We start from the raw sequence: 20,188 nt of genomic DNA, 5'->3' as shown, positions 1-20,188 counted from the left end.
CGGCCGTGCGCGCTCATGCTGATGATATCGCTCCCCATGCATGGGAGAACTCTGCTTTGCCAGATGAGATGCGTCGGGCGACCTGAACCGCAGAAGTCTTCGAAGCTTGGGACTCGGCATCATCGGAAGCACTCTGGGGCAAAAAGTCGGAGGACCAGGCCACCAAGCAGAACGCGGCCATGGTGGAAGAGATGAGTGCAGCAGGCGCTGCTCTCGCAAACGAGAGCGTCCTACTTCAGCTGCTTGTACCAAGCTTAAAGTTCTCCGCTCTGACGACTGAAGCTTCTGTCCGATGACAGGATCAGAAACGGCAGCTCATAAGCCGGGCGTGTTTGCAGGAGCCGCTCGAAAAGCGGCTCCTGCAATCTCACAACTTATCCAGAAGCTCGCGTTGCGCATCATCCCTCACTTTTCGCAGTTGTGGCCCGCTAGCGCAACGTTCATCATCGCGTACGGGCGGCTGCGGACCTCCCCCCTCGGTCTTACCCCCGGCTGAGGAGAGCCGCCCGTTTTTTTGATTGTTCGTACGCTGCGATCAGAGGAATGTGTTGCCACCTGCCTCATATTGAACGCGAGCGCATAAGAGGACTGCCCCCCGCATACGAGCCTCGTATGCCCATAACAGGGTTACCTTTGACTGTTTAACTGCACAACGGTTTCAACCGCTCGCTCACGCTGCCCGTGGGGTGTTGGCCATGCTCGGCTGTTCGCCCTGAACACCGTCGCGGACCCTGGAGCGGCGGTTCAAAACGAACCGACCGACAAGAGACGTCAGATGCGTCGAGGCAGCAGAGAGGCTGTGGCTTAGCGCAGTCGTCTCCTCGACCATGGCTGCGTTCTGCTGGGTCATCTGATCGAGTTCGTTCACTGCAATGCTGATCTGCTTCAAGCCTGCAGACTGTTCGATGGCGCCAGTCGAGATAGCATCGACGTTGCGATCGATGGACATGACGAATTCATTGATCCGCGAAAGGGCATGACCTGTTTCATCAACCAGTTTGACGCCTGTGTTGACCTGCTGACCCGAGTTTGACACCAGCGCCTTGATTTCCTTCGCGGCGACCGCCGACCGCTGCGCCAGTTCGCGCACCTCTTGGGCAACGACGGCAAACCCCTTACCCGCCTCCCCTGCCCTGGCTGCCTCGACTCCGGCATTGAGGGCGAGCAGATTGGTCTGGAACGCGATCTCATCGATGACACCAATAATCTGCCCGATCTCCATAGCGGATTGCTCGATAGACTTCATGGCATCGATGGCATTGAGGACAACACGGCCCGACTCCTGCGTACAGACTTTGGCGTCGGCAACCAGTTTGCGCGTTTCCTGACTGCGCTGGGAGGCTTGGGCAACCGTTGTAGACACTTGCTCCAACGCCGCTGCAGTCTCTTCGAGAGCGGCGGCCTGCTGTTCGGTACGCTTGGCGAGATTGTCGGATGCAGAGCGCATCTCCAGACCGTTCTCGTGGATGGCCTGTGTTGTCTCAAGAACCTGTACAAGAGTTGCTTGAAATGCTGCAAGAGCTTCATTGAAATCATGTCGCAACGGCTCGAAGTCAGCCATAAACGGCTGATCAATTGTGTAGCGAATATTACACTCGGCAAGCCTCGCCAGACCAGCTCCCAATGTCTTCACCACATGCGCAAGCGCATCGGCTTGTTCGGCCATAGCCGCAGCATGACGCGTCTGCGCCTCAACGGTCAGCGCAGTGCTCTCTTCCGCTTCGAGACGGAGCCGCTTTCGCTCAAGAGCGGCCTGGCGGAAAACCTCGACCGAAGTTGCCATCTCACCGATCTCGTCCGTTCGGTCGCTGAACGGCACGTCCTTCGTTAGATCACCGTGCGCCAGATGGCTCATGTAGCCAGAGATCGTGCCGAGGGGTGTGATGGCGCGCCGCCGGAAGTACCAGATCCCGCTGATGAAGAGGAACACGGAGACACCGCTTCCAATGACCGCCCACCGCTCCAGCTTTGCAGAGGTCGCCCGGGCCATGGTCTCTTCAGTGACAAGATGGGTATTGGCCATTTGGACCAGCTCACGAACAGCCGCATCATGGCTCCAGAACTTGGCGCCCAGATCTGCTATGGCGTTTGATTTGTCGACCTCACTGAGTGTTGATCCAGCGCCGAAGCTTTTCTGATAACTCGCCCAGAAGGCATCACCCTTCACCAGTACATCGCTCATCAGCTTGGTCTTGAGCGCATCGGGCAATTGCGACTGCTGCCAGTATTCACGCCGGGCCTGATAATCTGCAGCGAGCCGTTCGATCTTGGCCACGACTGCATCCGCTTTCTCGGGATGGAGAACAGCCTCGCTTGCGAGCATATAGGCTTCAACTACATAAAGCGGAGGCGGTAGAATATCGGCCACGAGATCCTTACCGTCGATGATGCCGTTGTAAACGGGGCCGCCTACCTTCAACTGCGAAAGGGTGTAACTTTGCAGCCCGATGGAAGTTGCCAATCCAATTACCACAATGGCAGCGAAACTGAGAAGCAGGCGGGCGATGGTGAGTTTTGGCACAGGAGTTCCCCAAGCAAGATTTAACCGGCAGGATTAGAAATGAGGAAACCCTAATTTCCCGTTATCTTGAACAGCAACGACCACCAAAATCAGCGATAATCCTATGGGCGAATACTTCCGCTGATGTGCTCCTGCTTATCTCTTCAACATACGTCCGGGTCTCTGCAAAAATGAGTGCGGGTTTAAAGAAGAGCTCTGCACCCATTAGACTGCTCTGCACTCACCATACCTGTCTAGTCCAACGGGAGGGTGTGTGCCACCTACGCGCTTGAGCAATTCGTTTTAGGATGCTTCTGTATTGGTGAGTTGCGCGTCTCCGCAGACTGATGATGACAATCGCAATGAAGCCGAAGAGGCTGACGACTTCTTGCGTTTCCGCCGAGCCAGTCCGAATACCGTTGATCTTTTGGTGCCCTCTCTTTAGCAATCATCAAAGTTCAGTGACCGGACATCAACGCGAGGGAGATGGGCGGGTGACAACGGGCGCTTCAACCCGATCAGTTTCGAAGATCGCTGCGATTGCCACTGCTGCGGCTCTTGTCGCGCTTTTGTCCATACTCGGCACATGGGCCGCGCAATCCTATTTCGCGACGATCAACCGTGCCGAAGAGCGCGCCATAGCTTCTGTAAAGATCGTCGCAAGCCATGCGTCTTGGATCCATCAGATGGGAACGCAGACCGTTCGCCGGATCGATGACGCGCTTCGCCTCACGGATCTGAGATTCGACGGGAATATCCGTGACATGGACGTGGCCACCCAAGGCTTGCCGACTGGCGTTCAGGCCTATGTGGTCGATGATGAAGGCCGAACCCTTTATTCGACTGACCCCGAGATCAAGCCCGTCGACATCACGGATCGTGACTACTTCACAGCCGTCAGAGATGGACAGATAGAGTATGTTTCATCCCTCCTCATCAGCCGTCTCAACGGCGACCAGATTTTTGTTTTCAGTCGGCGCATCGTGCGAGAAGGCAGGTTCATGGGTGCCATAATGGTGTCGGTTCCTGCAGAGATCACGTGGCCAATCTGGGAAACGGTGGATCTGGGTGGCGATTACGCCATTAGTTTTGTCCGTGATGACGGCATGCTGGTCGCACGCTACCCGTTGCCTGAGACGACTTTGGACATGTCCGGCTACATCCTCTTCACGAAATATCTGAAGGAAGCGCCGTCAGGGACCTATTTCGCAGATGCCTCTCCGATGGACGGTGTAAAGCGCCTGGTGGCATATCGGCGGGTAGAAGACCCCCCTTCGTCGCCGTGACCGCCGCAGACTACGACTTCCTTATCCAACCGATCCGGCAGACGCTGCTGATGTTGAGTGTAGTCGCTATCATGATCATCGGCAGTGCTGCCGTTGCTGCTTGGTGGATACTACACCTCCTGAGAGCCCAGGAGCAGCAATCGGCCCAACTCGCCAAAGCGCTCGAAACTAACGAGATGTTGTTGCGGGAAATCCATCACCGGGTGAAGAACAACCTGCAGTCGGTGATGTCACTGGTCCGGCTCCAGATGCGTGGTTCAGAAGGATTCGAGGCTCTCAACAGCCGGATCAAATCGATGATCGCGGTTCACGAGCAGATCTACAAGCACGATGCGTATGCACAGATCGATGCAGCAGAGCTTACCCGGGCAGTCGTCTGCAGCGCGGTTGCGGCGCATGATGCAAAGCTTCGTGTCGATTTCAATCTGCAATCTACGCCAGTCTCGGCAGAGAAGGCGACAGGTCTAGCCTTGCTGGTAAATGAAGTTGTGACCAACGCGATCAAGTACGCTTACCCTGACGGAGAAGAGGGTCGCCTGCTAGTTGCTCTAGCGGCATCAGACGAGCCGGGAAAATGCCTTTTGACCATCACGGACGATGGCGTGGGCTTCGACGTCAGCGCCGTTTCGTCTGGAACGGGTACGCGTCTGATAGACGGATCGGTTCGCCAGCTGGATGGAATATACGAATTCCAGTCGCAAGCTGGCACGCAGTTTTCGGCAACCGTCACTCTGGGTTGAAGCAACTGTCCGAGTAAGCGGGTATAGAGTCTTCGCTCCTTCGGCGTGGGACGGCCGAGCCGGCTTTTTAACGCGCTCGTCAACCTATCTCTGAAATCAGATTCGCCGGTGCAGCAGCACTGCAAGCGCGATGTCCATGCGCTCTTCCCTGGGGCCTCCAACTCTTGCTGTCCCCTGTGGTACAGGCCTTCACGACGATGACCTTGCCTGATTCTTTCTGAAACAGGCGAGACAGAGACGTCGATCGCGCATCGTGGCTTTATCCCGCCTATTAGGTTGAAACCCTCACCTATGCAGCAGTGAGCATCGAGTTTGCGTCGTGAGAATGCAATAGGGCCTTGGCACCAGCATCGTCAGCGTCGTCCAGCATGATATTCGTGATCTCCGGCAATGCAAGTTGGAAGGCTTGCACGCAAGCGGGATCGAATTGGCTGCCAGCTCCAGCGATGATGTGAGCGACTGCTCGTTCAACCGGCCACGCTTCCTTGTAGGGCCGTACCGTGGTCAACGCGTCGAAATTGTCAGCGAGCGCTACGATGCGAGCAGATATGGGAATCTCTTGCGCAGAAGCTGATGCGGATACCCCTTTCCATCCCATCTTTCATGATGGTTGCCAGCGATTTCTGCTGCCAATTGTAAACCCATGAGGTCGAACATTACGATCTGATGGGTGCCCTGAAATGCAGGCGCAACATCCTCCCACATCGTCTGATTGCACCCCAGTCCATGAGCAAAAACCATTGGGTTGCTCGCAGAGCCGAAAGTCTTAATAGCGTATTTGTCGTGTCGATTTGGTTGCGTCATGGACGACGCAGTGACAAGCCCAAACCGTGAATAGAGTTCATGCTCAATATCTGGCAAAAACCTAAAGCAGCGGTTTATGATCAGCGATCTTCGCCTAAAGTCTCAGCTCGTCCGTTCATCGTATTCGCCAGCCTCTCCCCAATTGCATGACGTCAGGCGGCTTGTTGCTCAGGTGCCAGACGGTTAGGGTCGGCCTCTAAACCACCAAAGAGGCACACATGGCAACCGGTACTGTAAAATTCTTCGCTCAAGACAAGGGCTTCGGCTTCATCACACCAGATGACGGCGGTCAGGACGTCTTCGTGCACATCTCCGCGGTCGGCTTCGGCGAAGCGTTGAAGGATGGCCAAAAGGTTCGCTACGAAGTAGGCCAGGACCGCAAGACAGGCAAATCCAAGGCCGAAAACGTCTCGGTAATCTGAACAATCATAAAGAGAATTCTGCGCGGCGATCGAATGGTACATCAGTCGTCGCGCATGACTATTTTATTTGCAAAGCAAACAATTGAGTAACTGACAGTCTGATCACTTAGTTCGGTTGCGGTCCCATCACTCCACAGGCGCAAACAACCAAAAAATGGATAAGAAGTTTCCCTACGGATACCTCTGTCCCGTCAGCATCGCCACCAGCTGGAACCTGTTTCGAATTCCACTCTGATATAAATTAATCAGGACCTTGGCGCTCTCTTGTGCCGGCGGCGATGTCTGAGAAATACCGCGCAGCTCGCACACGCGCGCAAAAGCTTTCTCTAGCAGTGCCAGATCTTCAGGTGTCAGGACTGAATTCAGTTTCTTGGCAACGTCGTAGATCATGCGCGAGAATTAGTTGCTCAGTCGACCCATTCAAGTCCCTTGTTTTACATCATGCTGATGGCCTCGCGTCGCAAGCTAATCAGGGGCGCAAAGGCGTTGTCTTTCCTAGGAATTCTGGTGTTGAAGAAAGCTACTGCGCCTAGCCATCGCTTTCAGCTCTTCCTCGCTCCGAAAACCAGACTTGAAGAGGGCCACCAGCTCCTTTGCCAGGCCAAGCTCCTCATCCTTTTTGAAATCGCCGGCATGGTCGCGAAACAGGTCCGCAAGCACCTTGCGTAACAATGCCAACCCTTGCGGACCGATCTCCTGTTCATCATCGAAATAGGTTCCGCCCATCAGCCAGTTCATTCCCCCAAACACGCCTTATCAAAGATCGATATGATACTACGTTCATAAGCTTAGCAACACATTCTCTACGGGGCCGGGCGTCTATCCCGCCTCTTTCCGATCGAGCGGACCGGGCGGCCTCCCTCGTCGTTTACTTGGGACCATCCGCTGATGCGTGGATCGGTGTCAAAGGCCGGTCTCCATTAGGGTATACCTTCTGAGACAATCTCCGTGAGACACTAAACGGTGTATCATTTGGGTTGCTTTTGCAGTTATGAGACGATACCCAATGAAGGTCTAGAACCTAATGAGACGTTTCATGGCGATTTACGGGTATGCTCGGGTCAGCACGATTGAACAGGATTTGACAATTCAAGAGGCCGCTCTGAAAGCGGCCGGGTGCACGGTCATCCGCGCGGAAAAGAAATCCGGATCGACTAAGCAGGATCGGAAGGAGCTTAACACGCTTCTGGAATTCATGCGCGATGGCGACAGCCTGGTCGTAACGCGGGTGGATCGACTGGCAAGATCAGTTGGGGATCTTCAGGACATCGTACGGCTGCTGAAGCAAAAAGGGGTGACACTTAAGGCGACAGAACAGCCGATCGACACTAGCTCCGCGGCCGGCAAAGCTTTCCTAGATATGCTCGGCGTATTCGCTGAGTTCGAGACGAACCTTCGCAGAGAGCGACAGATGGAAGGAATCGCCGCCGCCAAGAGCAGAGGGGTCTATAAAGGGAGGAAGCCCCACGTCGATGTTGCTGAGATCTGCCGTCTTAGATCCGAAGGCATCGGGCCGACAGATATTGCAAGGAGGCTGAGCATAGGTCGGGCTAGCGTGTATCGTGCACTAAGAGAAGTCGCATCCTCTTAGCCGAGACGGCGACATCGCGCCAGCAGCAGGCGTACCGGCTGCACCGCATCCTTTAATCGTTATGTTATAACATATCACATAGTATATATTATGGAACTCCTAGTTCACATTACATCGTTGTTCAGTCCACTACGCAAATCCATTCATCGCAAATATGATTTCCTAGGCTCTCGTGTTTCTTGGATCCTAATTTTGTGCTCGTTCCTGTGTCTTGACGATGCGACCGTCCTCCAGCGTGAGAATGCGGTCAGCGCGGTCGAGGATGCGATTGTCGTGGGTAACGAGCAATGTGGTGGTACCTCGTGCCTCACCCATTCGCTTCAGAAGATCGACGACATCTGCCGCGCTGTCCTTGTCCAGGGCAGCTGTGGGCTCATCAGCTAGCACGAGCGCCGGGCTGGAGACCAGCGCTCGGGCGACGGCCACGCGTTGCTTCTGACCGCCTGACAGGTTCCCGGGCAGATACGTTGTACGGTCGCTCAAGCCTACCAAGCCAAGCGCATGCTCAGCCGCGCTTTGCGCCACGCTATCGGCCACTTCGCCATGTACCTGCACGCCCATCATCACGTTCTGCAGCGCTGTCAGGCTTTCATGCAGATTGTGCGCCTGGAATATGAAACCCAGACGGCGGCGCAGGCTGACAAGCTGTGGCTGCGATGCACCGTTCAACTCACTTTCCAGAAGCCGCGCTGATCCGTCCTGCACGGCTCTCAGACAGCCGACAAGCGTAAGGACGGTTGTCTTGCCAGACCCGGAAGGACCCATAAGCACGGTGAAGCTGCCGCGCTTCAGCGTCAGGTTCACATCAAACAATGCCTGTTTGCGAACGTCGCCACTGCCGAACCAATGGTTCAATCCACGCACCTCAACTATCGCCTCACTGTCCATCGCAGCCTCCTAGAAAAGATCGGCAGGGTCGGCAGCACCAAGTCGACGGGTCGCAATGGCGCCGGAAAGGGCAGAAAAGACTATGGTGCCGAAAAAGACGGTCGCTGCCATCGAAGGTGTCATCCCCAGAGGCAGGGTCGTTACCTTACCCATGAGCGTCAGGATGGTCGTCCCGACAACAAGTCCCGGAATAAAGCCCATGATCCCCAGCACCAGCGCCTCTTCGAAGACGATGCCGAGGAAGAAACGTGGGCCGTAGCCCATGGCCTTGAAGGTTGCGTATTCGCGCAGGTGGTCGGCCACGTCGGTGGACAACACCTGATAGACGATGACGATGCCGACGAGAACGCCGATCAGCACGCCGAACCCGAAGATGATGCCTGTCGGCCGCTTGGTCTGCTGATAGCGCAGATCCTCCTGCGCTGCATCCTGATAGCTGCGGATGCGAAGGGACGGATCGGAGATCAGGGTTTTCAGGCGCGCGATTACAGTGTCTGTCTCAGCGCCGGGGCGCAGGCTCAGAAGAATATGATCGGGTGCAGAGGAACTGCGCGTCGGGAATAGCGACAAGAATGTCTGGTCCGAAACCAGCATATAGCCATCGCCACCGAAACCTCCTCCGCCGGAGAACGTGGCATAGGCGGTGATGGTGCGGCCTTGCGTTTCAAAGGACAGAGGCGTTTGCGGACGGATTGAAGCAGCTTCGTCCTTGGCCAGTCCCCGGGCCATCCGATCGAGTATCGCTGCGTCCCGCACCTGCAGGAGATTGAGATCGCTTGCAATATCCTTCGACAGAAACTCGGTCTTGGTCGGATCAACACCGAAGGTCGTCAGACTGATGTCCTTTTCGCCGCGGTCCCAGGGAACGTTGGCGATGAAGAGACCCATTCCAGCGGCTACATCCGGATCTCCCAGCGCCTGCAGCAACCATTGTCGAGCCACATTGCCACCGTCGGTCAAGGTACTCGCATCGCCAGCCGAGATCATGATGTCTGCCTGGAAGAAATCATAGGGTCGCAATGTTGCAGCCCCCATCGAATTCATAATCCCGAGCTGGACGAAAACCAGCACATTGGCAAAGGCCACCCCGGCGAGTGCTGCGGCGAAGCGAGTGCGGTTGTGGGTCAATTGCAGCCAGCCGATGGGCAGCCGCCCGAACAGGCGTTGCAGCAGGTAGCTCATGGATTGACCCGTACCGTGGTGTCAATGCGGGCGATGACCTCGAGATTGGTGAAGCGTGCAGCGACATCCGAGGAGGCTTCGTCCAGTACCACCAAGACCTGGATGACGCGCGCATCCTTGTTTTCCGCCGCATCGTCAGAAATCAGGCCTTGCCGTCCCACGGTCAGTCCGATCCTGTCCACCCGGCCTTGCAGCGTGACGCCGAGAGCCGGGGTTACCAGCTCCACCGGCTGGCCAACCATGACGGCACTGATACGGTCCTGCCAGATCTCAACCTCGGCCATCATCTGATCCGTGTCCCCCATATCCATGATGCCATCGGTGGGAGGTCGCTGTCCGGGCGTAACATGGATGTCGAGGACCGTGCCGGTGATGGGCGCCACGACTTCGGCGCGTGCAAGGTCGAGCCGAGCACGGGCCAGTTCGGATCGGGCGGCATCGACATTGCGGCTGGCGACGATCACATCAGGCTGTTCGTCCAGCGTGACTGCGGCATAGCGCGTTAGCGTTGCCTCTGCGCGCACAACGGAGAGATTGGCGCCTTCCGCTGCTGCACGGGCCGAATCGAGTGCAGCCTGCGTGCTGACCGCGTTCGAGGCGAGCGCCTCCGTTCGCGCCAACGTCGATGCAGCTTCTGCTGCCGTGGACAGTGCTTGATCGAGTGCGGCTTTTGCTTCGTTGCGGCTAGCCTCGACCGCCAACCGGGTCTGGATGAGGTTGGCCTCGCGCACGGCGAGATTTGCCTCTGCGGTGAGTACGGCACCAGCGAGAGCCGCATGATTGTCGAGCCGCGCCAGCAAGGAACCTTTTTCCACCCGATCGCCGACGGAAACCAGGATGTCCGCGATGCGCGCATCCCCAGCCCCATAGGGCGCCGCCACAACTGAAACGTCGCCACGCGGCATCATCCTCGCCAAACCCACCACATCGGAAGGCAACAGGGTTTCCACCATCTTCGGGGGGAGTTCGATGTCAGGCGGCAAGGCAATGGGTGCGTCAGAGCCGCCGCCGGGTTGAAGTCCCGTCAGCGCGTAAAACTTCTGCAAACCCGTCGGCTGAAAATACATCCCCAGCACAGCGCCCGAGAACATGAAGACTGGGACCAGCAACACCAGCAGGTACCGCTTGCGAAACCAGCGGCGCTGCCGAGGCGTTTTTGGCTCGGACAGATTCAGATTGATCGGGAGGCTTTTTTCATCCGTGGCTGACATTGCAGGTCACTCGTTCCTGTCGATCTTTGAATGGGATGTTGACTTCAATACCTTCGCCACGGTCTTGCCAACCTGCAAGGATACCTCAGCTTTCAGACTGCAACGCTACACATATGACGAGGCGTATATTTCCATTGTTTGATATCGTGCATTTGTGAGCCTGGCCAGACATCCAAGCGGATGTCTGGCCAGGAAAGATGCGACAAAGCCACTCAAGCCCAACGTTTAGCGACCGAAATCAGCCGTTGTCACAACGCCGTCTGTGTCTCGGTCCAGCATGCTCATCCAGGCGACGGCACCGCCGAGGAATTCGTCCCGTGACACCTTGCCGTCCTGGTCTGTGTCGTTGTTCTGGAGTGTCATTCCCTGGGACGCCCGGTCGGCTCTGCCACCATGACCGCCGGCATTGGCCTTCATGTCGTTGGCGCGCGCCTCGTCGAAATACACGTATTCATCGGCGTCGATAAACCCGTCCTCGTTGGAATCGAAGGTGAGGAAAACGTCACCGCGCTTGGTCTGCAGCTCGGAAAGGGTGGCTTCGCCATTTGCGTCGAGGTCCCAGTTCTCCAGGAAGTGGGCACCGGGATTGCCCTGTTGCTGAGCCATAGGGGGTGCGGCGGAAGCAGCCAGAGCCATGGCAGCGATCAGAGTTTTCTTGAGACTATGCATTTTGCGTTCCTCTTCATCGGATCTCATTTGCGCGTCTTGAGCGGCGAAGTCTGTTTCACCCCGCCTCGACTGCGATGGACATGTGATGACGGATGCATGTCGCACGATGATGCCGTCTGCGGTCCCTTTTGTAACGGTTTGTCGCAGATCGGCGGACTGACACCCGGCGTGACAAAGGAGGAGTGGAACGCAGTCCCCATCATGCGCTAGAAACGTGCCATGACCTCAAGCGAGCCCAGTCCCCATATCCTGATCGTCGACGACCATCGCGACATCCGCGACGGACTGGTCCGTTACCTTGAGAAGAATGGATTTCGGACCACGGCTGCGCGCGACGCGACCGAAATGGACAAGTGCCTACATGGCGGACGCTTCGATCTCGTGATCCTCGACGTCATGATGCCGGGGGAAGACGGCCTTTCGATCGCACGGCGGCTGAGCAGCGCAGGTGGACCGCCGATCCTGATGCTCAGTGCCCTGGCCGAAGAGACAGATCGCATTGTCGGTCTAGAGGTAGGCGCTGACGACTATTTGCCGAAACCATTCAGCCCGAGAGAATTGCTGGCAAGGGTCAAGGCCATCTTGCGGCGGACCGGCAGAACGACCAGCCTGGCCGGCAGCCTCTCCGGCCGACGCCTTGCCTTTTCCGGATGGACACTGAACACGGATACGCGGCAGCTGACACGTGACGAGGACGGAAAACAGATATCGCTGAGCTCGACGGAGTTCCGCCTCCTCATCGTCTTCCTCGAACGCCCCCGATTTGTTCTCTCCCGGGATCAGTTGATGGATCTGACGGAAGGACGGGCCCCGGACGTCTTTGATCGGGCGGTCGACAATCAGATCAGCCGGCTGCGTCGCAAGATCGAGCCCGATCCGGGACACCCGACCATCATCACGACGATACGGGCGGGAGGCTACAGCCTCGCCTGTGATGTGGCAATATTGCCATGAGCATTGGATGGCCCAAGGATCTGAGTGCGCAGATCGGACTGACCACCCTCGCCGCGCTGATCTTTACCCAGATCCTGTTCCTCGCCTTGTTCGGTGCCGAGCGGGGCCTCTCCCATGTGGAGGAGCAGAGGGCGGATATTGTAAGGCAGGGTGAACGCCTGGTTGATCTCCTGCCGACGATCCCTGAACCGGCGAGGATGGATGTTCTTTCGGCCGCCGGATCGGACCGCGTGTTGTTCCGGCTGAGCGACGCGCCAATTGTCGCCGCTGTGACATCAGATAGAGATGCGCGCATGGAGCTGGGAGCGCGTCGCAGCTCCTCATTCGACCACCGCGACGATGGAACGGTGACGGCGCTCGCGCGCAGGATTGGCCTCACACCAGCAACCCTGCGTCTGTCTCTTCCGACCTCCGACGGTCAATGGCTCAACATCGAGGCCAATCTGGAGCGGCCCGGCGCATTCCTGCCGCCGCGGCTGTTGCTCGGCGCGATCCTCTCAGCTCTCGCGGTCTGGATCGTCATGCGTTTCCTGGTGGCACGCATTACCCTTCCCTTGCGACAACTTGCTGACACGGCAGACGCCCTGGATCTGGACCGGGCCCCACCGGAGCGTATCGAAACTGGTCCAAGCGAAGTGAGAGTCCTGGCGAAGGCACTCCACAGTCTGCATGCACGCCTTGTGAATGCAGTCCGCGAGCGGACCCGCATTCTGGCAGCACTTGGCCACGATCTGCGAAGCCCGATCACAGCACTTCGGCTGCAAGCAGAATTCATCGATGAGGATCAACTGCGCGAGCGGATAGCTCGCATTCTCGACGAAATGCAGGAGATGACCGAAACGACCCTCGCCTATGCACGGGGCCTCAGCGAAGCAGGTGACAAGCGTCCGTCCGACCCCTTCGCACTCGTTGCCCGCCTCGCCAAAGAGCTCAACACGACCGCGAGCCCGGTGACGCTCGGCAGCATGCCGGTCGTCACAACGCCACTGCGGGAGCTACCGGTACGCCGCGCCGTTCGCAATCTGATCGAAAATGGCCAGAGATACGGCGGCAAGGTTCACGTCAGTGGTGAACTGGACGGATCCGCCGCCCGCATTCATATCGATGACGACGGCCCCGGAATTCCTCTGGAGGACCTGCAACGCGTGTTCAGCCCCTTCGAACGCCTCGAGGCGTCCCGTTCCCGCGACACGGGCGGTCACGGTCTCGGCCTGACGATTGCGCGCGACATTCTGCGAGCCCAGGGTGGGGATGTGGAACTACTCAACCGAGCAAAAGGTGGCCTGCGGGCAACTGTGATCCTCCCTTTCAGTGGCGGATCAGACGCTCCTTAGTCGCTGTTTCCCTGGAATGGAGGGCCAACCTAGCGCGCACTCTCCAGTCGACCGACCAGATTGTCGACGTCGAACTCACCGACTGTGCGTGTACCCGGAACTTCTATTCCCTGCCCCGTCTCTGCAATGAAGACGGTTGGCGGACCCTGCACATTCAGAAACTGAAGCAATGCGGCATTGTCGGCCGTCCAGGCGGTCACGTCGATCTTGAGCAACGCAAAGTCATTCATCTGCGCCCGGACCCTCGGATGCACGAGGATCTGTCCATCAATGGTCTTGCAGAAGGCACACCAATCTGCCGCGACATCGACCAGTGCATGCCTGTTGCGCATGCGGGCAAAGGCAATTGCTTCGGCATAATCCTGGACGGATCGTATCGGGCCGATCACTGTCGACGCCGCCTGCACCTTAACGGGAGGTGCGAGCACGACAGCAAGTGTGCCGACGAGAAAACTCCGCCGCTTCACTCTTTCGATAGACCGCATCCCCCTTAGCCCTGCCGCGCGCGCGCGACCGCATCAACGAGCCCCTTTTCGTCCAACACACCGGGATAGAGGCTCGATCCTATGACATAGGCCGGGGTACCCGCGAAGTTGAAGGCCGTGGCCTGAGCGTAATTTCGGTCCAACAGGCCCGAGATCTTGGCCGTGTGTTTGTTCACGGCAACAGCGATTTCGTCCATGGACAAGCCCGCAGCGGTCAGCGTGCTCTCGATGTCATCATGTGTCAGCTTCCCCTTTGTCTTCATCAGGGCACCCATGGCAATTTCGTATTTGCCGATCTGCGCCGCACCCAGCACCGCCTGGGCCGCAAAGATCGAGGCATCGCCGAAGATCGGCCAGTCCTTCATGACCAGCTTCACATTGCCGTCCCTCTCGATGACCTTCTTCACCGTCGGGTGGGCCTTCTTGCAGTAGGGACACTGATAGTCGAAGAACTCGACCACGGTGACGTCGCCCTTAGGATTGCCGAGAAACGGCGCATCCTTGTCGTTGAAGACCTCGTCCTTCGTAAGCTGTTGTCCGAAGGCGAGCCGACTGCCGAAGACGGCGAACGTGCCAAGCGCGAGCCCTGATGTCAGGATGGTGCGACGCTTCATCATCAGAATTCTCCCTTTCCGGATTCTTCGGCAGTGAGGACAACCATCTTTGACCCTTCCGGAACACGGGCGTGCAGGTCGATGATGTCCTGGTTGAGAAGGCGAATGCAACCCGACGAGACGGACTGACCGATCGACCAGGCCTCGTTGGTGCCATGGATCCGGTAGAGCGTGTCTTTTCCGCCTTGGTAGAGGTAGAGCGCGCGCGCGCCGAGCGGATTGTCTATGCCGCCCGGCAAGCCCTGGGCGAGTGGGCCATAACGATCCGGCTCGCGGGCGATCATGTTGGGCGTCGGCACCCAGCCCGGCCAGCGGGCTTTGCGCTTGATATCGCCCTCGCCCTCAAATTCCAAACCGGCCTTGGCGACGCCAACACCGTAGCGCATCGCCTTGTCGCCCTCCATGACGAGATAGAGGAAGCGGGCATAAGGGTCGACGACGATCGCGCCGGGCGCATAGGACGTGCGATAATTGACGACCTGGCGAACATTGCGCGGATCCATCTTCGAGACATCGACAGCAGGAATGATCTCCTCGCCGTCCTGCACTTCTCCATACATGGCCTGCAACGCCGGATCGATAGGCGGCGGAGATGGCTGAGACGGCGTACCCGTCGTCTGCGAGCAGGCGGCAAGCAGGAGAGCGAGCCCCGCCCCTAGGCCTAGTTTCTTCAGGATGCCGATAACCGGCCACAATTCTGCAAGTCTCATTCTCTGTTATTCCTTGTCTGCGGGGATCAGTCGGGCGATGGCGGCATTCAAAGCCTCGCGCGAAATCTCTCCGAAATGGGTCGTGACAACTTGGCCGTCAGCGCCAAGAAAGAGGGTCACCGGCATTCCAGGCGCTGCGTAGTGGCGCAAAAGGGAACGGGCAGGATCAAGCAGGATGGCCTCAAGCCGGAGGTTTTCGTCCTCGAGATACGCCTTGATCACTGCTGGCCCTTCACCTTGATTGGCGAAGATGAAATCGACGTCTGCCCGAGCCGCAGCCACTTCTGCCAGAAGTGGCATTTCGCGGCGGCAAGGCGGGCACCAGGTTGCCCAGAGGTTCACGACGGCAGGGCGCCCACCGCGCTCTGACAAAGCGACAAACTGAGACCCATCAAGATTTGCCAGCGTGAAACGGGGCGCAGCCGGCCCTTCCGCTGCTTGCCAGAGCATGGTCAGCGAGAACCAGACAAAGCATCCTGCGGCGAGCGGCACGGCGGCAAGCGGCAGCGTCTGCCGGGATTCACGCATCAGAAAGACGAGCGTGATCGCAACACCGATCGCGCCGCCAATCATCGAAAAGCCGCCCTGCCATACATAAAGGGCGCGCCATGGCTCGGCGAGAAAGCTGTCGAGATGCATGAGGACATGCAGTGCCCTTGCTGCGATGAGGCCCGACAGCACCGCAGCGGTCGTCCAGGGCGCGAGCCGTTTGTCATAGCGACCCGCCAGAAATGAGCCGAGCCCGAGGAACACGAAGAACCCGATGATCGCCGCCAGCCTGCCGGATGCGAAGGCAAGCGGCCCCAGTGTCACGACGTCCATCAGGGCGTACCCTTGGCTGCCCGGGCGGAGGCAGCAAGCTTGTCGATCGTTACGTCGCCCACCAGACGCGTACCCGCCACCTCCTGCTTTTCGTGATCGAAGAAGATCATCGTCGGCGGACCAATGGCATTGAGGGACCTCAGGAGTTCATCGGTCTCTGGAGAGGTCGAGGTCATATCGATGGTCAGCAGGCGCGCACCGTGGAGGGCCGCCGAGACACTCTGGTCCGTCAGAACAGTTCGCTCTATGGCGCGGCAGGTGACGCACCAATCCGCGGTCACATAAACGAGGCTGGGCCTGTTCTCAACAGAAGCCTCGGCCAGCACCGAAGTCAGCATTTGTGGCGAGGCGACGGCTTCAAAGTCCGATTTCGCGATTTCGGCCACCGTCTGCCCGACCCCGGTCTTAATCGTCAGCGGCTCCAGAGGGGCAAGCGGATCGCGGGCACCGAGCCCGACACCGACGAGCAGGAGGGCTCCCCAGACGACCGAAACAGTGGCCACAGATCGCGAGATGACAGCCGCGCCAGCAGAGGCACTTGCGACCCGGATTTGCCAGAGGAATACTCCGACTGAAACGGCAAGGCACGCCCAGGCAAACAGCACCAGCGTTTCAGGCAGAAGAGGGCTGACCATCCAGATCGCCGTTCCGATGAAACCGAAGCCGAAGGCGGAGCGGATGCTTGCCATCCACGCCCCGGCACGCGGCAGTGCCTTGCCGCCGAGCGTTGCCATCAGGATCAAGGGGAGGCCTTTGCCTAGCCCAAGCGCGAACAACGCGGCCGCCCCGATGAGGACATCTCCGGTGCGGGCAATGTAGAGCAGCGCCCCCGCAAGTGGCGCGGTGACACAGGGACCGATAAGAAATGCGGAGGTAAAGCCCAGCATCGCAGCCCCACCAAGCGATCCGCCACTGCGTCCCCCGGACGACAGGCGATTGCTGAAGCCAGCCGGCATCTGGATCTCGAAGAGCCCGAAGTTGGACAGGGCTAGGATCAGGAACAGGCTGGCGATGACGATCGTCGCCGTTGTCGATTGCAAGGCAAATTGCAGATTTTGCCCCGACCAGGCCGCGACCATGCCGAACAGCCCGAACGCCAGCGCCAACGCTCCGACATAGACGCTCGAAAGGATGAAACCACGTTTCGGCGAAAGGGCCCCGCCCTCTCGCGACAGCATGGCGGCAACGATCGGATACATGGGAAAGACGCACGGGGTAAACGCCAGAAGCACGCCGAACCCAACAAAACCAATCAAAAGCAGAGGCAGGCCGCCTCGCGCCAGGAGTCCATCGACACCGGTCGTTGCTTCATCGTGAGCGAGCGCGAAATCCGGATTTTGAGCGCTGAAGGACGACCATCCGCTTTGCGGTGCATTCGATGTCTGGAAAGATATCGGACTTCCGTGCTCCGAGTCGCTGAACTTCAGGCTGGCCATGTCGATCGTTTTCGTGACAGGCGGATAGCAGAGCCCGCCATCCTGGCAGCCTTGATAGGTCAACTCGATCGTCGACGCGTCACTGATAAGCGTCGCCCGGGCGGTGTCATAATAGACCTCGGTCGATCCAAAGCCCGGATCGTCCTTGATCTTTCCATCAGGCGTCTCCAGTTTCAGCGGACTGCCATCGTCACTTTTGGCGGAGAGATAATCCCGGTAGAGATAGTAGCCTGGCTCGATCTCCCACGTCACGGCAACTTCGGTGGCGGAGAACCGTGACAGCGAAGGCCGAAATGCCTCGTCCATCTGAAGCGGCGCGGTCTGGGCAATGGCGATGCCGGCGAAGAGCAAAACGGAGAAGAAAATCGCCAGGTACCTCAAGAGTTGCATTCCATCATTCCTTGTGACGCATCGAATGTGCGGCGGTGTCTGCGGGGCAGCTTAAGGCAGGCTTAAGCTGGGCAGGCCATGGCGTGAAACGACATTTTTCTCACGGAGGTGTGATGCGTATTCTTGTCATCGAAGACGACGCGATCCTGCTCGACGGGTTGAAGGTGGGGCTTGGCCTCGCCGGCTTTTCGGCAGACACAGTCAGCACGCTTTCCGATGCTCGGGCAGCGATCGAAAACGATGCCTTTGATGCCATCGTGCTCGACCGCATGTTGCCGGATGGATCTGGGCTGGATCTGCTTCGTACGATGCGCGCCGCCAGTAACCGCACCCCCGTACTTCTGTTGACGGCCAAGGATGCCGTGACCGATCGCATTGATGGTCTCGACGCCGGCGCCGACGACTATCTCGGCAAACCCTTCGACCTCGACGAAGTGGCGGCGCGGCTGCGCGCCATCACCCGGCGTGCCGAGGGACGCGCCACACCCAAGCTCACCTGGGAAGAATTAACCCTCGACCCGGCGAGCATGGAGGTTCAGAAAAATGGAGAAATCACTGGCCTGTCGCGGCGGGAATTTGCCGTCCTGCTAGCATTGATGGAAAATCCGACCATGGTCCACTCCAAGCAGAGCTTGGAAACAAGGCTTTATGGCTGGCAGGAAGAGATTGAGAGCAACACGATCGAGGTACACGTGCACAAGCTGCGCCACAAATTGGGTGCCGCCTCGATCGAAACCGTGCGCGGCGTCGGCTACCGCATGGGGAAAGCATGATGCGATCGATCCGGCTCCGGCTTTTTCTCATCCTGCTTGCGGCAACGGGTGCCGTATGGCTGCTTGCCGTGCTTTGGACCTATCTCAGCACGCAGCGTGAAGTCGAGCGGGTTCTCGACGCGCGCCTGACGGAAGCGGCGCGCATGGTAAGCTCGCTGATCACCGACCACCACATCGACGTCGCAGCAGCCGTCGACGCGGCGCAGGCGGCAGGCATTCCCGAAGGCTTCGGCCTGCATGACGGAGACTATAGCCGACAATTGTCCTGTCAGATCTGGTCCCTTCAAGGTGACCTTGTCAGCCGGTCGGAGAGCGCGCCCAGTACGTCGCTCGCCGATCACGAAAGCGGATTCGCCGAAAAGCTCGTCAACGGCGAGCGCTGGCGTGTCTACGCTGTCGTCAATCCCGAGCTTGGTGTGAGGGTCCTAGTCGGCGATAGTATCGAGATCCGCGAAAAGTTGGTCGGTGACGTCATCACGGGCCAGCTCGTTCCTGCCCTGGCGATCCTGCCCATGCTCGCCGGCCTGATCTGGCTGAGTGTCGGGCGCGGTCTATCCCCTCTCCGGCAAGTCGCCGACGCCTTGTCGCTGCGCTCAGCCGACGAACTCCACCCCGTCGACGATAGCGGAGCACCACGAGAGATCAGGCCTCTACTCGGCTCTCTTAACGCCCTGTTCCAACGCGTGGAGGAGGCACGCGAGCGGGAAAAGACCTTCATCGCCTACGCGGCCCACGAGCTGAAGACGCCGCTATCCGGTTTGAAGACCCAGGCCCAGGTCGCCCTTCGCAGCGATAGCGATGAGGTCCGTGCCAATGCCCTCAACCAGATCTCGCTCAGCGTCGACCGGACCGGGCGCCTCGTTCGCCAGCTTATAGACCTGGCAGCCGTTGATTCACTGGACAAGTCTTCGGCATCAGAAGCAGTGGCAGTCAAAGCTATGGTCGAAGAGCTGCGCGGCGAAATGGCGGCACTCGTTTCGTCGAGGGAAATCACGGTTGAGAGCGACATAGCCGAGGACCTGGTGATCAGCGTGCCAGGGAAGACACTTTTGCGGCTGGCCTTGCGCAATGTAATCGAAAACGCCCTGCAACATGCGCCGCGCAATTCATCCGTCCGGATCATCGGCACGCAGACCGTAACAGGCACCACGATCGCCGTGTGCGATTCCGGAACCGGCATCGATGAGAAAGACGAGCAGCGCCTCATGGCCCGCTTCCAGCGCGGTAGCAGCGCAAACGCGCTCGGAAGCGGCCTCGGCCTTTCGATTGTTGAGATGGCCCTGACAAAGCTTGGTGGTCGGATTTCATTCCATAGGCAGACGGGTTTCTGCGTTTGTCTGGAGCTGCCAGGTTCAGAAGCGTGAGCGATCGCTCTCC

General features: G+C 58.5%; 19 protein-coding genes and 1 pseudogene. 8 read left to right on the top strand and 12 right to left on the bottom strand.

Going from position 1 to position 20,188, the window contains the following annotated elements; translation table 11 throughout:
• Positions 1–670: 670 nt before the first annotated feature.
• Positions 671–2,521, bottom strand: coding sequence for a methyl-accepting chemotaxis protein (locus C0V73_RS22395; RefSeq protein WP_102022230.1), 1,851 nt, complete (start codon positions 2,519–2,521; stop codon positions 671–673).
• A 473-nt stretch (positions 2,522–2,994) separates the two neighbouring features.
• Between C0V73_RS22395 and C0V73_RS22390 the strand changes: the two genes are divergently transcribed.
• Positions 2,995–3,786 carry a cache domain-containing protein gene (locus C0V73_RS22390; RefSeq protein WP_172450274.1) on the top strand — a complete coding sequence of 264 codons (792 nt, stop codon included), beginning with the start codon at positions 2,995–2,997 and terminating at the stop codon, positions 3,784–3,786.
• Positions 3,783–4,526, top strand: coding sequence for a sensor histidine kinase (locus C0V73_RS22385; RefSeq protein ID WP_102022228.1), 744 nt, complete (start codon positions 3,783–3,785; stop codon positions 4,524–4,526). The genes C0V73_RS22390 and C0V73_RS22385 overlap by 4 nt, the downstream gene beginning before the upstream one ends.
• A gap of 289 nt (positions 4,527–4,815) precedes the next feature.
• Here the strand turns inward: C0V73_RS22385 and C0V73_RS22380 are convergent.
• Positions 4,816–5,165, bottom strand: a pseudogene (locus C0V73_RS22380) (HD domain-containing phosphohydrolase); the annotation flags it as partial.
• A 383-nt stretch (positions 5,166–5,548) separates the two neighbouring features.
• Here C0V73_RS22380 and C0V73_RS22375 point away from each other — a divergent pair.
• Positions 5,549–5,752, top strand: a complete 204-nt coding sequence (locus tag C0V73_RS22375) for a cold-shock protein (RefSeq protein ID WP_035227053.1) — start codon at positions 5,549–5,551, stop codon at positions 5,750–5,752.
• A 495-nt stretch (positions 5,753–6,247) separates the two neighbouring features.
• Here the strand turns inward: C0V73_RS22375 and C0V73_RS22365 are convergent, their stop codons facing one another.
• Positions 6,248–6,490, bottom strand: coding sequence for a hypothetical protein (locus C0V73_RS22365; protein WP_102022226.1), 243 nt, complete (start codon positions 6,488–6,490; stop codon positions 6,248–6,250).
• 298 nt (positions 6,491–6,788) lie between these two features.
• Here C0V73_RS22365 and C0V73_RS22360 point away from each other — a divergent pair, with 298 nt between their 5' ends.
• Entirely contained in the window at positions 6,789–7,343 is a 555-nt protein-coding gene (locus tag C0V73_RS22360) for a recombinase family protein (protein ID WP_102022225.1), read from the top strand.
• A 186-nt stretch (positions 7,344–7,529) separates the two neighbouring features.
• Here the strand turns inward: C0V73_RS22360 and C0V73_RS22355 are convergent, their stop codons facing one another.
• The 4 genes from C0V73_RS22355 to C0V73_RS22340 form a co-directional block, all read right to left on the bottom strand.
• Positions 7,530–8,231 carry an ATP-binding cassette domain-containing protein gene (locus C0V73_RS22355; protein WP_102022224.1) on the bottom strand — a complete coding sequence of 234 codons (702 nt, stop codon included), beginning with the start codon at positions 8,229–8,231 and terminating at the stop codon, positions 7,530–7,532.
• 9 nt (positions 8,232–8,240) lie between these two features.
• On the bottom strand, positions 8,241–9,413 hold the full coding sequence (locus C0V73_RS22350; protein WP_102022223.1) for an FtsX-like permease family protein: 1,173 nt from the start codon (positions 9,411–9,413) through the stop codon (positions 8,241–8,243).
• The gene (locus C0V73_RS22345) at positions 9,410–10,525 is read right to left on the bottom strand and encodes an HlyD family efflux transporter periplasmic adaptor subunit (protein ID WP_172450273.1); all 1,116 of its coding nucleotides are present in this window, start codon (positions 10,523–10,525) and stop codon (positions 9,410–9,412) included. The genes C0V73_RS22350 and C0V73_RS22345 overlap by 4 nt, the downstream gene beginning before the upstream one ends.
• A gap of 324 nt (positions 10,526–10,849) precedes the next feature.
• On the bottom strand, positions 10,850–11,293 hold the full coding sequence (locus tag C0V73_RS22340) for an EF-hand domain-containing protein (RefSeq protein ID WP_143708369.1): 444 nt from the start codon (positions 11,291–11,293) through the stop codon (positions 10,850–10,852).
• 219 nt (positions 11,294–11,512) lie between these two features.
• Between C0V73_RS22340 and C0V73_RS22335 the strand changes: the two genes are divergently transcribed.
• Positions 11,513–12,247, top strand: a complete 735-nt coding sequence (locus C0V73_RS22335; RefSeq protein ID WP_102022221.1) for a response regulator — start codon at positions 11,513–11,515, stop codon at positions 12,245–12,247.
• The gene (locus C0V73_RS22330; RefSeq protein ID WP_102022220.1) at positions 12,244–13,581 is read left to right on the top strand and encodes an ATP-binding protein; all 1,338 of its coding nucleotides are present in this window, start codon (positions 12,244–12,246) and stop codon (positions 13,579–13,581) included. The genes C0V73_RS22335 and C0V73_RS22330 overlap by 4 nt, the downstream gene beginning before the upstream one ends.
• A gap of 29 nt (positions 13,582–13,610) precedes the next feature.
• Here C0V73_RS22330 and C0V73_RS22325 read toward each other — a convergent pair whose 3' ends face one another.
• Genes C0V73_RS22325 through dsbD form a run of 5 tightly spaced genes read right to left on the bottom strand, consistent with a single transcriptional unit; the run spans position 13,611 to position 18,038 of the window.
• Positions 13,611–14,066 carry a thioredoxin family protein gene (locus C0V73_RS22325; RefSeq protein WP_102022219.1) on the bottom strand — a complete coding sequence of 152 codons (456 nt, stop codon included), beginning with the start codon at positions 14,064–14,066 and terminating at the stop codon, positions 13,611–13,613.
• A 5-nt stretch (positions 14,067–14,071) separates the two neighbouring features.
• Positions 14,072–14,683, bottom strand: coding sequence for a DsbA family protein (locus tag C0V73_RS22320; protein WP_102022218.1), 612 nt, complete (start codon positions 14,681–14,683; stop codon positions 14,072–14,074).
• Positions 14,683–15,390 carry a L,D-transpeptidase gene (locus tag C0V73_RS22315; protein WP_102022217.1) on the bottom strand — a complete coding sequence of 236 codons (708 nt, stop codon included), beginning with the start codon at positions 15,388–15,390 and terminating at the stop codon, positions 14,683–14,685. The genes C0V73_RS22320 and C0V73_RS22315 overlap by 1 nt, the downstream gene beginning before the upstream one ends.
• 6 nt (positions 15,391–15,396) lie before the next feature.
• Entirely contained in the window at positions 15,397–16,212 is an 816-nt protein-coding gene (locus C0V73_RS22310) for a TlpA disulfide reductase family protein (protein WP_102022216.1), read from the bottom strand.
• The gene (gene dsbD, locus C0V73_RS22305) at positions 16,212–18,038 is read right to left on the bottom strand and encodes a protein-disulfide reductase DsbD (RefSeq protein WP_102022215.1); all 1,827 of its coding nucleotides are present in this window, start codon (positions 18,036–18,038) and stop codon (positions 16,212–16,214) included. The genes C0V73_RS22310 and dsbD overlap by 1 nt, the downstream gene beginning before the upstream one ends.
• Positions 18,039–18,151: 113 nt before the next feature.
• Between dsbD and C0V73_RS22300 the strand changes: the two genes are divergently transcribed.
• Both C0V73_RS22300 and C0V73_RS22295 read left to right on the top strand, forming a co-directional pair.
• Positions 18,152–18,811, top strand: a complete 660-nt coding sequence (locus C0V73_RS22300; protein WP_102022214.1) for a response regulator transcription factor — start codon at positions 18,152–18,154, stop codon at positions 18,809–18,811.
• Positions 18,808–20,175 (top strand): ATP-binding protein, encoded by a 1,368-nt coding sequence (locus C0V73_RS22295; RefSeq protein ID WP_245408074.1) that lies wholly within the window; start codon positions 18,808–18,810, stop codon positions 20,173–20,175. The genes C0V73_RS22300 and C0V73_RS22295 overlap by 4 nt, the downstream gene beginning before the upstream one ends.
• The last annotated feature ends 13 nt before the right edge of the window (positions 20,176–20,188 follow it).

Source organism: Rhizobium sp. TH135 (assembly GCF_002855515.1).
Lineage (GTDB): Bacteria > Pseudomonadota > Alphaproteobacteria > Rhizobiales > Rhizobiaceae > Allorhizobium.
The sequence above is the reverse complement of the archived record's forward strand: the minus strand, read 5'-3'. Positions and strand labels throughout refer to the sequence as shown.